The organism is Staphylococcus sp. HMSC06C11 (assembly GCF_001808345.1).
Classification (GTDB): domain Bacteria; phylum Bacillota; class Bacilli; order Staphylococcales; family Staphylococcaceae; genus Staphylococcus; species Staphylococcus capitis.
The window spans coordinates 115,460-128,034 of the sequence record NZ_KV793038.1; the positions used below are offsets into that span (position 1 = coordinate 115,460).

A 12,575-nucleotide genomic window follows, 5' to 3' on the forward strand; every position below is an offset into this window, starting at 1 on the left:
GGAGAGGTTTAAACTATGGTACAACATTTATCAGCTCAAGAGATTATTCAATATATCAGTGATGCAAAAAAATCTACACCTTTAAAAGTTTATGCGAATGGTAATTTTGAAGGCGTAACTTTCCCAGAAAGTTTTAAAGTATTTGGATCAGAACATTCTAAAGTTATCTTTTGTGAAGCGGATGATTGGAAACCCTTCTATGAAGAAAATCAAACAAAAATTGAAGATTTAGAAATTGAAATGGATCGACGTAATTCAGCGATTCCGCTTAAAGACTTAACAAATACAAACGCACGTATTGAACCAGGTGCATTCATTCGTGAACAAGCGATTATTGAAGATGGTGCTGTAGTTATGATGGGCGCAACAATAAATATTGGTGCGGTAGTTGGTGAAGGTACAATGGTTGATATGAACGCAACACTTGGTGGTCGTGCGACAACTGGTAAGAATGTACATGTTGGTGCAGGTGCTGTATTAGCTGGAGTAATTGAGCCCCCTAGCGCGTCTCCAGTGGTAATCGAAGATAATGTCTTAATTGGTGCTAATGCAGTTATTCTGGAAGGCGTTCGCGTTGGCGAAGGTGCAATTGTTGCTGCGGGTGCTATTGTAACTCAAGATGTTCCAGCTGGTGCTGTTGTAGCTGGTACCCCTGCTAAAGTAATTAAACAAACATCTGAAGTTGAAGACTCTAAACGTGAAATTGTCTCAGCGTTAAGAAAGTTAAATGATTAATAGCTTGTATGTTTTAATCATTTTCATATAAATGAATGTTAAAGGTTGAAGCAAATGATGATGTTGAACACTCGTATATGTAGGTTCGCACGTTTGTTTCACCTTTTTATTATAAATAAGTAAAAAAGCGTCATCATTACATAATGAATTAAAACAATTTCATATAAGGGATGATTAATATGAGTGAATTAGAATTTGTAACAAAACATAGAAGACATTTACATCAATATCCAGAATTAAGTTTACATGAGTTCGAAACAACGAAGTATATTAAAGAATTTCTTGATAATTTAGGCGTTGAATATGATTGCCCTCTTGAAACCGGAGCAATAGCGTATTTAGAAGGTCAAAGTAATCATACGATAGCATTTCGTGCTGATATCGATGCTTTACCAATATTTGAGGAAAATGATATCGACTATCGAAGTAAAACGGACAATGTGATGCATGCATGTGGTCATGATGGTCATACAACAGCATTAATGTTATTTGTAAAACGTTGCAAAGCGATGGCGGATAAAGGTGAACTTCCCCACAATGTTGTGTTTATCTTTCAGCCTGCTGAAGAAACTGGTGGTGGTGCTAATCGCTTAATTAAAGCAGGCGCCTTTGAAAAGTACCCTATCGAAGCAGTATTTGGTATTCATGTGAACCCGTTCGCTGAAGAAGGTAAAGTAGTGATTCGTGATGAAGAAATCACTGCAAGTGCGACTGAGTATCGCTTTTATTTAAATGGTTTATCAAGTCATGTGGCTGATAAAGAGCAAGGTCATTCATGTGGTGAAGCGTTACAACATGTCTTAGCACAAGTAGGACAAATACAACAGTACCATCTTAATGGCTTAAAACGTAATATAGTTCATATGGGACATTTTGAAGCTGGTGAAGCTATAAATACAGTACCGAGTCATGGTTATCTTGAAGGTACAATACGCACGTATGATGTAGATGACTTAACTGTGGTTAAACAACAAATGTATAAAATAGCAGAAAGTGGCCAATTACTATTTAATGTAGATTGCCAAGTAAAATTTGAAGAAGGTTATCCTCCTACTATGAATAGTCCTGAACTTCGGGAAAGTGTAGAACAAGCCTTAAATAAGGCTAATCTAGAAGTCATTGATAAACCTACCCCATTCTTATTTGGAGAAGATTTTAGTTTTTATGGACAACAATTAGCTCCTGCATATTTTGTATTTGTAGGCACTCAGAATAAAGCTAAAGGTTATATTACAGGTTTGCATACCTCTCATTTAAATTTTGATGAAAAGATTTTAATTGATGTAGCGAATTATTATGAACAATTATTAAGAAATTACAAAGAGGTGTAAGTCAATTGACAGCAATTTGGTCAGTAGATACAGAAGTGTTTTATCAGAATGCTGTAAAAGTTAGAAATGAACAATCAATAATGGCAGTAGTAAAAAATAATGCTTATCATTATGGATTAGAATTTTCAGTTAAAGAGTTTTTAAAAGCAGGCATTCAAACATTTAGTACAACATCATTAAAAGAAGCTATCCGTGTGAGAGAAATCGCACCTCATGCAACTATATTTCTAATGAATGCTGTGTATGAATTTGATACAGTAAGAGAGTATGAAATTCATATGACACTACCCTCTTTAACTTATTATTATGAACACAAAGAGGATTTAAGAAATATACATGTGCATTTAGAATTTGAAAATCTTTTACATCGCTCAGGTTTCAAAGATTTAGAAGAGTTGCATGAAGTTTTAGAAGATCATGCTCAAAATAAAAGTGATAACAAAATGATTATTTCTGGTATATGGACTCACTTTGGATATGCTGATGAGTTCGATGTTCCAGAGTATGATATTGAGAGACAGGCATGGTTAAATGTTCTAAATACTTTGTTGGATGAAGGTTACTCATTTGATATGATACATGCACAAAATAGTGCAAGTTTTTATCGTGAAGGTCAAGTAGTCCTACCTCACCATACCCATGCACGTGTAGGTATTGCACTTTATGGTTCTAGACCTTATAGCAAATTAAAAGAATCTGAAATTCAACAATCCTTGACAGTTAAAGGTAATGTGATTCAAGTTCGTGAAGTTAATGCTGGAGATTATTGCGGATATAGTTTCGCTTATGAGGCTACTAAGAATCAAACACAATTGGCAGTGGTTGATATTGGGTATGGGGATGGCATCCTTAAATCTAGAGCTCAGCATGAGGCAATGATTAATGGTAAACGTTATCCAATTAGAGCTCTAATGATGAGTCATATGTTTGTTGAAGTGGATAATGAAGTTCATGCACAAGATGAAGTAGTATTATATAATAACGATATACGCATCGATGAATTTACTTTTAAAGGTGTGGGCGCAAACTCTGAACAATTAAGCGCTATGAATCATGATTCTCTAATAAAGGAGTACATATAAATGGTAGTCAAATATAATGAGTATGGCGAATTAACAATGGGAGGTACAAGTTTAAAGACTGTAGCTCAAAGCTTTGGTACCCCTACTATCGTATATGATGAAGATCAAATTCGTAATCAAATGCGCAGATATCATAGTGCATTTGAGAAAAGTGGTTTAAAATATAATATTTCTTATGCTTCTAAAGCATTTACTTGTATTCAAATGGTTAAATTAGTGCAAGAAGAAAATTTACAATTAGATGTGGTGTCTGAAGGAGAACTTTATACTGCTCTAGAATCTGGTTTTGATGCAAATCGTATTCACTTTCACGGTAATAATAAAACTAAGCGAGAAATTCAATACGCATTAGAAAATAATATCGGGTACTTTGTTATAGATGCATTAGAAGAAATTGATTTAATTGATAAATATGCAAGTGATAAAGTGAATATCGTATTACGTGTCAATCCTGGCGTGGAAGCACATACACACGAATTTATACAAACTGGTCAAGAAGATAGTAAGTTTGGTCTATCAATTAAACATGGATTAGCTTTAGAAGCGATTAATAAAGTAAAAGCTTCTAAACACTTACAATTAAAAGGAGTTCACTTCCATGTAGGGTCTCAGATTGAAGGTACCGAAGCTATGATAGAAACTGCTAAGCTTGTGCTTCATTGGTTATCTGAAAATGAAATCAAAGTAGAATTACTTAATTTAGGTGGCGGTTTCGGTATCAAATATGTTGAAGGTGATGAAAGTTTCCCTATTGAAGAAGGTATTGCAGAAATTACTGATGCAATTAAAGAAACTGCTCATTCACTTAATTATGAAGTGCCTGAAATTGGTATAGAGCCTGGTCGTTCAATTGTTGGTGAAGCAGGAATTACTTTATATGAGGTCGGTACTATAAAGGAAATACCTGAAGTGAATAAATATGTTTCAGTTGATGGAGGTATGAGCGATCATATCCGTACAGCCTTATATGATGCTAAATATCAAGCTTTATTAGTTAATCGTAATGAGGAAGCAGATGATACTGTGACGATTGCAGGTAAACTATGTGAATCCGGTGATATTATCATTAAAAAAGCTAAGTTACCCTCCTCTATTAAGCGTGGAGACTATTTAGCAATTTTATCAACTGGTGCATATCATTATTCAATGGCATCAAATTATAATCAAATGCAGAAGCCATCAGTATTCTTCTTAAAAGATGGAAAAGCACGTGAAGTGATAAAGCGTCAGTCACTAAGACAATTAATAATTAATGATACGAAATGATAGTAAAAATGAGCAAGCGAAACTCACCTACTATAATATAATTTTAATTTAATGAAAGATGAATTTTAAAACGCCTTGGATAGATGTTGTCTCAACATTTCCAAGGCGTTTTAAGTTCTATTGAAATGAACAAGATTTAAAATTGAATTTTCCTGAATATCGTAATTGCTAAAACATAAAAAATAATTATATAAACAACAGTAATAGTGCTCATTGCTAATAAGCTGAAAATGAAATCTTTATCGGTATTTAAATTTGTAAAATAAGATTTACCATTAAATGAAACGACCACGGTAACCAAAATAAAAACGACCAATTGAAACTTGTAATAATTTAAAAGGATTTGGCATAATATTGTTTCCTTTCTCCTACTTATCACTTAAATTATAAAAAAATTGATTAATAAATCAATAAAAATTATATTGCAGACTATATTATTGTAAAGATGTTTTGTTTCTTTTTGTGCATAAAAAAAGAAAGAAATTAACATCAATTTCTTTCTGAGCTACTGTATGTATTGATATAAAAAACACCCTACATCTTGGTAAGGTGTTAGTTAAAGTCAATAATTATAATCTATTTATTATAGTTTAACAACGTTTGCAGCTTGAGGACCGCGATCGCCTTCAACTACTTCAAATTCAACTGATTGACCTTCTTCTAATGATTTGTAACCATCTTGGTTGATTGCTGAGAAATGTACGAATACGTCGTTTTCTCCTTCAACTTCGATGAAGCCGAAACCTTTTTCAGCGTTAAACCATTTAACTGTACCTTGTTTCATATTTCTGAAACCTCCAAGACTAAATTCTTTCAATATGCGTTATTCGCATATTACAAAAAATACGTGTGCTTATATGTATGATAAATCCAAATATTCTTTGCAATATGGAATAAAACAATTGCTTAATAATCATTATAGTTTAGTCATAGCTAAATTGCAATACAATTATAGAAAATTATCATTTAATCAATTTTTGGAAGATTAAAATAAACCTCATTATTTTTTAAAATAATAAAACTATAAAATATTTGTAAATCTTCATCGCAATCTTCGCAAAAATTTAAGTCACAGTTGTTATAGAAAGCATAAATGTTATGTTTACCTACTACATAATTATCGAAACAATCCTTACAGTCTTGAAGAAGTTTTGTGTATTTTTCAAGCATTTCTTCGTATGTGTTGAAGTTTAGTGTTTCGATAACTTTTTCAGGCCAATCACTAAATAGCCACCAACCTTCGTAGTCAGCTCTCATTTTTGCAACTGTCCACATGTTTAAAATCCCCTTCCACGGTTAAACCTTTAAACTTAATTGTAACTTTTCAGAATTCAAAATCAAGTTTCAAGACTCATACTTTTGGCCGATAAATCATATAGCAAATATTAGTTTTTTACAACTAAAGTACGTATAATGAAGTTATGAGGTGATATTATGGAACGTAAACATATTCAAGTTTTTGGAACTGTTCAAGGTGTGGGCTTCAGATATTATACTGAACGCATTGCTAACCAATATCACATTAAAGGTACAGTCCAAAATGTTGACGATTATGTAGAAATATATGCTCAAGGTGAAGATAAAGAATTAGAACAATTTATTCAATCTGTAATTAAAGGTGCTTCACCTGCGTCATCAGTAACCGATTATAATATTAAAAATCTAGATATTGATGACTCATTAACAGAATTTAAAACTATATAGACTTTAATATAAAGGAAGATGACATTTGAGATATAACATTTCACGTTTATTTGGAGTGTTAGTAGGCATACCAGTAGCATTTATTGTTTGGATGGTTACTGTTTTCGCATGGGATTTATCATTCCTGATTGATGCTATCGTTGGTGCAGGTGGTTTTCTATTATCGTACTTCCCTACTCAAAGGCTTACTTCACGCAAATATCTTAATGAAATCGGATTGTCACGTAGAGATTATAGATATGTTAGAACTCAGCTTAATCAAGCCCAATTAAAAATTAGAACTATTTTAAAATCATTTATGAACATCAGATCTATAAAAGATTTTAGACAAGTCAATGATATTTACCGTATATCACGTTCTATATATACAAGTATCAAACAACGTCCGGGTATGTTTTTCAAAGTAGAGGGTTTCTTCTATTCTCATCTAGATAATGCTCTGAATCTAGTAGATTCTTATACTCGCCTTTCAAGGATGCCACGTAAATCAAAAGAAGAAAAACAAAAGCTTGAACAGACGCGTATTACTCTAGATGAAGTTAAACGTACACTAATTGCTGATTTAAAAAGATTAAATGAAGAAGATTATGAACGATTAGATGTTGAAATGGAATTAAACAAATTAGAACAAGAACGTCGCAAAGATGTATAAGAGAAATGGAGAGATGAATGAGATGACGCATGAAATTAATAGCAATCAATCACATCCACTCGATCAATATATTGAAGATAATACAAATACTAATCCTACAGTAGCTCAAGACTTCAACCCTCAATTTAGTGATGAGGACAAGAAAAAAATAGAAACAATTAGTCAACAAATAAAGCCTTTAGACCATGATGGCTTATTACAGTTTGGTACTAACTTACAACAAAGTATGTCTCAATTTTCACATCAAATGCTAGATGAAGTTCAATCTAAAGATATGGGGCCTGTTGGAGATTCATTAAGTCAATTAATGGGCAAATTAAAGTCAGTTAATCCTAATGATTTAGATCCAAATAAACAATCTAAACTTAAACGTATATTTAGAAGAACAAAAGCTTCAATTAATGAAGTCTTTTCAAGAATGCAATCAGTAAGCTCTCAAATTGATCGTATTACGATTCAACTAGACAAACATAAAGGGAATCTAACTAAAGATGTTGAATTATTAGACGGTTTATATGATCAAAATAAAAAATACTTTGACGATGTAACTTTATATATTGCTGCTGCACAACGTAAGAAACAACAGATTCAATCTGAAACAATACCTGAACTACAAGAGAAAGCTCATAACTCAGGAAATCAAATGGATATTCAAGCTGTGGCGGATATGGAACAATTTGTAGATCGTTTAGATAAACGTATTTATGACTTACAATTGTCTAGACAAATTGCTATTCAAACAGCTCCTCAAATTCGTATGATTCAAAACGTGAATCAAGCATTAGCTGAAAAAATTCAAAGTTCAATTCTCACAAGTATTCCTTTATGGAAAAATCAAATGGCAATTGCCTTAACCTTAATGAGACAACGTAATGCAGTTTCAGCTCAGCGTGCCGTAACAGATACTACAAATGATTTACTCACTCAAAATGCTTCAATGTTAAAGCAAAACGCTATTGAAACTGCCACTGAAAATGAGCGTGGCATCGTTGATATTGAGACTCTGAAAACAACTCAAAATGACATTATAGAAACAATTGAACAGACATTACAAATCCAACAAGATGGTCGTCAAAAGCGACAAGCAGCTGAAAAAGAGCTTAATGGCTTAGAAAACGACTTGAAGCAACATCTATTATCAATGAGAAAAGAATAATAATTGAAAAAGGCACTCGTATTCTTTAGTGATGGTTAAAATCACTTATGGTACGAGTGCCTTTATATATATTTAAGTTTTAGTTGTTATTATCTTCTTTTTGATAAACTATAAAATCTTGTTTAACGAAATATGAAATAATATAACCCAAGATAGTTGCAATTACCGCGATTGGAAACCATTCAAGTGAATGTTGTTTAAGTGGTAAATGGTCTATAAATGAAATTTTAAACCATCCTTGAGTAGTAATAAGACTAAATATAGATTCTATTGCAACAATAAGTAATGGTATTTGTTGCGCAATTGGTTTCGTCGGTATAAATCGAGCCACTAATATTAGTAAAACAACTGTTATAGCTATTGGATATACAATACTTAATACAGGTACTGACATAGATATAACTGAATTTAATCCTTGATTGGCTATGATAAAGCTTATTAATGTAAATAATATTACATAAACTTTATAAGAAATTTTAGGGAAAACTCTGTGGAAATATTGACTCACTGAAACAATAAGACCACAAGCTGTAGTGATACAAGCTAATGCAACGATAATTCCTAATAGATATTTACCGAAGGTACCAAATCCCTTCGCAGCCATAGTAGTTAGTAAATATGTACCAATATTTTGATCATTAGCAGTGAGTTCTTTCATCTTTCCTGAAGTAATATGCATATGATTTCCAATAAATCCTAATGAAATATATATAAAGATTAAAGCTGTAGCAGCAATAAGTCCTGCTATCACTGTTTGCTTAAATATTTTATCAGAATGTTTAATTCCGGTAGCTTTAATAGCGTTAACAACAATCATTGAAAATGCAATTGCAGCGATTGCATCCATTGTTAAATAACCTTGAGTAAACCCTTGTGAAAAACCGGAAAAACTTGAATGGAATAATTTTGTATTACCTTCTCCGGGAGCATTACTTCCAAAGTCTATAAATCCTTTTATAATCATAGCTAATATAGTTATTAACAACAATGGAGTTAACAATGAACCAATGCGATCTATCATTTTATTAGGATTAAGACATAAATAAAGCACAATTAAGAAGTAAATAATAGTGAAAATTAATAATGCTATATTCCCATTAGTGTTAGCGATTGGCGTGACAGTCATTTCAAATGAAGTCGAAGCTGTACGCGGAATCGCGAACAAAGGTCCTATTGTTAAATAGATAACAATTAAAAAGATTAAAGAGAATTTTGGTGAAATTTTATTAAAAGCACCGATATATCCTTGATGATCTAGTGCCCCAACAACGACACCTAGTAATGGTAACCCAATACCAGTTAGTGCGAATGCGAGTATAGCTGGCCAAAGGAAATGTCCACTATCAAGGCCTAGATTCGTTGGAAAAATAAGGTTCCCTGCGCCAAAAAACATAGCGAACAAAGTAAAACCTATAATCCAAGTGTTTTTATTCATAATGCTGCTCCTTTTTATCTAATAATGCAACATTAAACATTCTATCATAATCAGGAATTATAAGTCTATATAATTTCAGAAAATTTAAAAACTTATACAAATTTAATTTGTGATTATTTAAAAGATAAGGTTGAATGTCATTTATCAACTATTAAATACATACAATTAATTTTGATGTTTAATTAGTGTGATTATTAAAATGATTTAAGTAAAAGTTTCTTCAATAATGGAGATAAAAGGCTTGGTAAGTGCTCAACGCCTTCTACAAATATTGAGAATTGTCCATAAATATTATGAATCGTTTGTTCAATATCTTCAGTAATAGCTTCTTGACTCAGAAATACATTAAAGACTTCAATACCAAATTTACGAGCAGTTTCTACGGCTTCATACGTATCTATAATGCCATCTTGGCTATAGTTAAATGCAGATGGTTCTCCATCCGAAAATACAATTAAAAAACGTTGTTGATGACTACGTTGTAGTAGTCTTTCACTAGCTATCCGAATAGCTACACCATCACGATTATCATCTTGAGGTTCTAAAGACATGATACGTGGGCCTTCTTTTTCAAAAATTGAATAATTATAATTGATAATTTCATCTATAATATTTGGTTGTTCACGATCATCTGCTTCAAATGCATCCTCATTAAAAGCTAAAATTTCGTGTTTAATGTTTAACGATTTCAAAGTTTCATGGAATAGGACAACGCCCTTAATGGTCTCATCCATTTTATCGTGCATGCTTGCAGACGCATCAACTAACAATGTGAACGTTGCATCAAATGTTTTACTTAAATCCTGCTTTTTATAAAATAATTTATATTGATCATCGATAAACCAATTGATTAAATCTTTTTGAAGACGCCCTTTAGTTAGATTATGACGTTCATCTTGATGCTCTCTATCGATTGTCTTTTTAATAATTTGAATAAGATCCTTGATTTCAAATTGAACATCATTTTTAGAATGTTGATAGTCTAAAATATGTTGCGGTTGGATGTTTGGAACCTTCCATTCAACTTTTACATTTTTATTAATTCCTTCTAGTGCAAATGCTTGATTCTGACCTATGAAACCACCTTCATCATGGTCTAAAGTATTTTGAGAGCCCTTGCCTTTCTTAGTCATCATATCTGTCATATCGTCTGTGGAATCCCCTTCACGAGCAGTATCATTATCTGCTATCACTTCGCTGTTTTCTCCTTCGTGAAGTTCCATCTCTAAGTAAGCGCCACCTTTAGTTTCGCTATCCGCTGCTTTAGTTTCTGCTTCAGCTGTTTCAACATCTTCTTCAGATTGATGTTTATCGTTACCATCTGTATTACTCGCGTCAGTTCTTTTCAAGTCATCAAAGGTGGTTGCTTGAATGTCTTCATATAGTTTTTGAGGTAAATAATAATATTCATTTAACATATCTTCTTTAAGTAAATCATCTATCTGATACATTATACGTTCAGCCAGATACATGTTATCTTCTGAGGTTTTGTTTTGGAAAATATTTGGCAAATACTGATACATATTCACTAGTACATCATCAAATGTCGGATGAATTGATGGTACATCATAGAAGTTTTGACTAAGAAAAGCACGTTCTAAATTGAGAAATAGCAAATCTGTGAATACAGTTTTAGTTTTATAAACATTGATTTGTGAATCAGTAAAAGCTAACCGAGTATCCAAGCGTAGATCTATATACTTAGCAGTGCTAGGACGTTCTTTTCGAATAAGTTCAAGAATACGTACATCTTCAAGTAACTTAAATAATTGATGGAAAAATTTAGTATGATGAAAATCATCATTATGTAAAACATGATTAACAATGTCTATATCCATATGTTGATATCCATATGCAGCGAGTAAAACATCAGTTTTTAAGCCGGCTTGCTCAATATGATGCGGACGGTGTGACCAAAACCAACTTGTGATTAGGGTATTGCTGAAAGGATTGTAAAAAGGAAACTTTTGTATTTTCACTTGTGTTTGTTCATTTTTTAATAATAGACGAGCTAAGTCTTGTAACATCATTACCTGCTTAGCATCTAACTGTTCATCGTTGAATTTTATAAAACGATCACTCATAAGTATCCCTCTTTAAAAATTTAACTCAATCGCATTAATAATTGCTTGTTGTTCACGCTCATCTTCTAATTTATCGATAATTGTTCTTTTAATTGCACGTTCGATTGGAATCACTGTAGCTAAATCACTTAAATCTATGAGGGCACGAATACTAGCAGCTTCCTCAGAAATTTGTCCTTGTTTAGTCATTGTTCTTAAGTCCTCATTAAATTTAATGATTTGTTCAATTACTTTGTCATCCTGTAATCGACTTTGTTCTTTTATAACAGTCTTTAAAATATCTCCATCTATATAATCTACTTCTATAACGATAAAACGGTTTTTAAGTGCCTCATTCATTGGTAATGTGCCTACGTAACCTTCATTAATTGCTGCTATCACATTGAAGCCAGGTGCAGCTTTAATGACCTCACCTGTATATGGATTAGTAATTTGACGGCGATAGTCTAAGACACCATTAAGAATCGGAAGCGTTTCTGGTTTAGCCATATTAATTTCATCGATATATAAAATGTGTCCTTGTTTCATAGCTTTAATTACAGGCCCATCAATGAAGACAATTTCTTGTTGCCCCTCTTCGTTAGTTTGAATTGTCTTAAATCCAAGCAAACTTTCGGTATCTAAATCGACAGAACAGTTAACCTGATGCATTGGACGTCTAACTTCATCGCTTAACGTTTCAGCAAGTTTTGTTTTTCCTGAACCTGTAGGTCCCTTAAGTAAAATATTCTTATTTAATTCAAATAGAACTTTCGCATCTTTAAATACTGATTCATCAGAATTTTTATAAATTGATTTAGTCATAATTTCCCGTCCTTTATGTATAAAAAGAGACTAAGACAATTAAGTCATTATTGACCTGTCTTAGTCTTATTAATAATTAAATACACGTACTGTTACTTTACGTAATAAAACTTAAACTTCTTTGAAGTAATCTTTATAATAGCCACCTACTAAACCAGAATTATCAACGATTTGATAATACTCTTCGGTTTCATTAACAACATCATATTGTTTACCTACAGTCAACATATCAGCAACTGTAAATTTCTTCGCATCTGTATTCGTAACTTCTACCTTTTTAATAGGTGTACGTTCTTTCCAAGTTTCATGTAACATTGTATAACCTT

General features: G+C 32.3%; 13 protein-coding genes. 7 read left to right on the plus strand and 6 right to left on the minus strand.

Annotation, left to right across the window (positions count from 1 at the left end; genetic code table 11):
* Nucleotides 1-15 precede the first annotated feature (15 nt).
* The 4 genes from dapD to lysA all read left to right on the plus strand — a co-directional run bounded on the left by dapD (nucleotide 16) and on the right by lysA (nucleotide 4,414).
* A complete protein-coding gene (gene dapD / locus HMPREF3154_RS04065) occupies nucleotides 16-735 on the plus strand; it encodes a 2,3,4,5-tetrahydropyridine-2,6-dicarboxylate N-acetyltransferase (RefSeq protein WP_023350295.1) in 720 nt (239 codons plus the stop codon).
* A 179-nt stretch (nucleotides 736-914) separates the two neighbouring features.
* Complete coding sequence (locus HMPREF3154_RS04070) at nucleotides 915-2,066, plus strand: amidohydrolase (protein ID WP_070474394.1); 1,152 nt, start codon at nucleotides 915-917, stop codon at nucleotides 2,064-2,066.
* A gap of 5 nt (nucleotides 2,067-2,071) precedes the next feature.
* Complete coding sequence (locus HMPREF3154_RS04075) at nucleotides 2,072-3,148, plus strand: alanine racemase (protein ID WP_023350293.1); 1,077 nt, start codon at nucleotides 2,072-2,074, stop codon at nucleotides 3,146-3,148.
* Nucleotides 3,149-4,414 (plus strand): diaminopimelate decarboxylase, encoded by a 1,266-nt coding sequence (gene lysA / locus HMPREF3154_RS04080; RefSeq protein WP_023350292.1) that lies wholly within the window; start codon nucleotides 3,149-3,151, stop codon nucleotides 4,412-4,414.
* 583 nt (nucleotides 4,415-4,997) lie between these two features.
* Here lysA and cspA read toward each other — a convergent pair.
* Both cspA and msaA read right to left on the minus strand, forming a co-directional pair.
* Nucleotides 4,998-5,198: a cold shock protein CspA gene (gene cspA, locus HMPREF3154_RS04085; protein WP_002433901.1), complete on the minus strand. Its 201-nt coding sequence runs from the start codon at nucleotides 5,196-5,198 to the stop codon at nucleotides 4,998-5,000.
* A 182-nt stretch (nucleotides 5,199-5,380) separates the two neighbouring features.
* Nucleotides 5,381-5,689: a regulatory protein MsaA gene (gene msaA, locus HMPREF3154_RS04090; protein ID WP_023350291.1), complete on the minus strand. Its 309-nt coding sequence runs from the start codon at nucleotides 5,687-5,689 to the stop codon at nucleotides 5,381-5,383.
* Nucleotides 5,690-5,848: 159 nt separating this feature from the next.
* On the opposite strand from msaA, the gene HMPREF3154_RS04095 reads away from it, so the two are divergent.
* From HMPREF3154_RS04095 to HMPREF3154_RS04105, 3 genes are read left to right on the plus strand one after another with little or no spacing between them, the layout of a single operon-like run.
* Nucleotides 5,849-6,118, plus strand: a complete 270-nt coding sequence (locus HMPREF3154_RS04095; protein ID WP_002433775.1) for an acylphosphatase — start codon at nucleotides 5,849-5,851, stop codon at nucleotides 6,116-6,118.
* 25 nt (nucleotides 6,119-6,143) lie between these two features.
* Nucleotides 6,144-6,770 carry a 5-bromo-4-chloroindolyl phosphate hydrolysis family protein gene (locus tag HMPREF3154_RS04100; RefSeq protein WP_023350290.1) on the plus strand — a complete coding sequence of 209 codons (627 nt, stop codon included), beginning with the start codon at nucleotides 6,144-6,146 and terminating at the stop codon, nucleotides 6,768-6,770.
* A gap of 22 nt (nucleotides 6,771-6,792) precedes the next feature.
* Nucleotides 6,793-7,926 carry a toxic anion resistance protein gene (locus HMPREF3154_RS04105; protein WP_030062716.1) on the plus strand — a complete coding sequence of 378 codons (1,134 nt, stop codon included), beginning with the start codon at nucleotides 6,793-6,795 and terminating at the stop codon, nucleotides 7,924-7,926.
* A 79-nt stretch (nucleotides 7,927-8,005) separates the two neighbouring features.
* Here HMPREF3154_RS04105 and brnQ read toward each other — a convergent pair whose 3' ends face one another.
* The 4 genes from brnQ to HMPREF3154_RS04125 all read right to left on the minus strand — a co-directional run bounded on the left by brnQ (nucleotide 8,006) and on the right by HMPREF3154_RS04125 (nucleotide 12,564).
* Complete coding sequence (gene brnQ, locus HMPREF3154_RS04110) at nucleotides 8,006-9,361, minus strand: branched-chain amino acid-like transporter carrier protein BrnQ3 (protein ID WP_023350288.1); 1,356 nt, start codon at nucleotides 9,359-9,361, stop codon at nucleotides 8,006-8,008.
* 194 nt (nucleotides 9,362-9,555) lie between these two features.
* Nucleotides 9,556-11,445: a vWA domain-containing protein gene (locus HMPREF3154_RS04115; RefSeq protein WP_023350287.1), complete on the minus strand. Its 1,890-nt coding sequence runs from the start codon at nucleotides 11,443-11,445 to the stop codon at nucleotides 9,556-9,558.
* A 12-nt stretch (nucleotides 11,446-11,457) separates the two neighbouring features.
* Complete coding sequence (locus tag HMPREF3154_RS04120) at nucleotides 11,458-12,249, minus strand: ATP-binding protein (RefSeq protein ID WP_023350286.1); 792 nt, start codon at nucleotides 12,247-12,249, stop codon at nucleotides 11,458-11,460.
* 111 nt (nucleotides 12,250-12,360) lie between these two features.
* The gene (locus tag HMPREF3154_RS04125) at nucleotides 12,361-12,564 is read right to left on the minus strand and encodes a DUF6501 family protein (protein WP_002453229.1); all 204 of its coding nucleotides are present in this window, start codon (nucleotides 12,562-12,564) and stop codon (nucleotides 12,361-12,363) included.
* Between the last annotated feature and the right edge of the window lie 11 nt (nucleotides 12,565-12,575).

Coding starts and splice junctions, on each gene's coding strand:
- HMPREF3154_RS04120 (WP_023350286.1), bottom strand. CDS start 12,249: ATGACTAAATCAATTTATAAAAATTCTGATGAATCAGTATTTAAAGAT.
- HMPREF3154_RS04125 (WP_002453229.1), bottom strand. CDS start 12,564: ATGTTACATGAAACTTGGAAAGAACGTACACCTATTAAAAAGGTAGAA.
- HMPREF3154_RS04095 (WP_002433775.1), top strand. CDS start 5,849: ATGGAACGTAAACATATTCAAGTTTTTGGAACTGTTCAAGGTGTGGGC.
- HMPREF3154_RS04070 (WP_070474394.1), top strand. CDS start 915: ATGAGTGAATTAGAATTTGTAACAAAACATAGAAGACATTTACATCAA.
- dapD (WP_023350295.1), top strand. CDS start 16: ATGGTACAACATTTATCAGCTCAAGAGATTATTCAATATATCAGTGAT.
- HMPREF3154_RS04105 (WP_030062716.1), top strand. CDS start 6,793: ATGACGCATGAAATTAATAGCAATCAATCACATCCACTCGATCAATAT.
- cspA (WP_002433901.1), bottom strand. CDS start 5,198: ATGAAACAAGGTACAGTTAAATGGTTTAACGCTGAAAAAGGTTTCGGC.
- brnQ (WP_023350288.1), bottom strand. CDS start 9,361: ATGAATAAAAACACTTGGATTATAGGTTTTACTTTGTTCGCTATGTTT.
- msaA (WP_023350291.1), bottom strand. CDS start 5,689: ATGTGGACAGTTGCAAAAATGAGAGCTGACTACGAAGGTTGGTGGCTA.
- lysA (WP_023350292.1), top strand. CDS start 3,149: ATGGTAGTCAAATATAATGAGTATGGCGAATTAACAATGGGAGGTACA.
- HMPREF3154_RS04115 (WP_023350287.1), bottom strand. CDS start 11,445: ATGAGTGATCGTTTTATAAAATTCAACGATGAACAGTTAGATGCTAAG.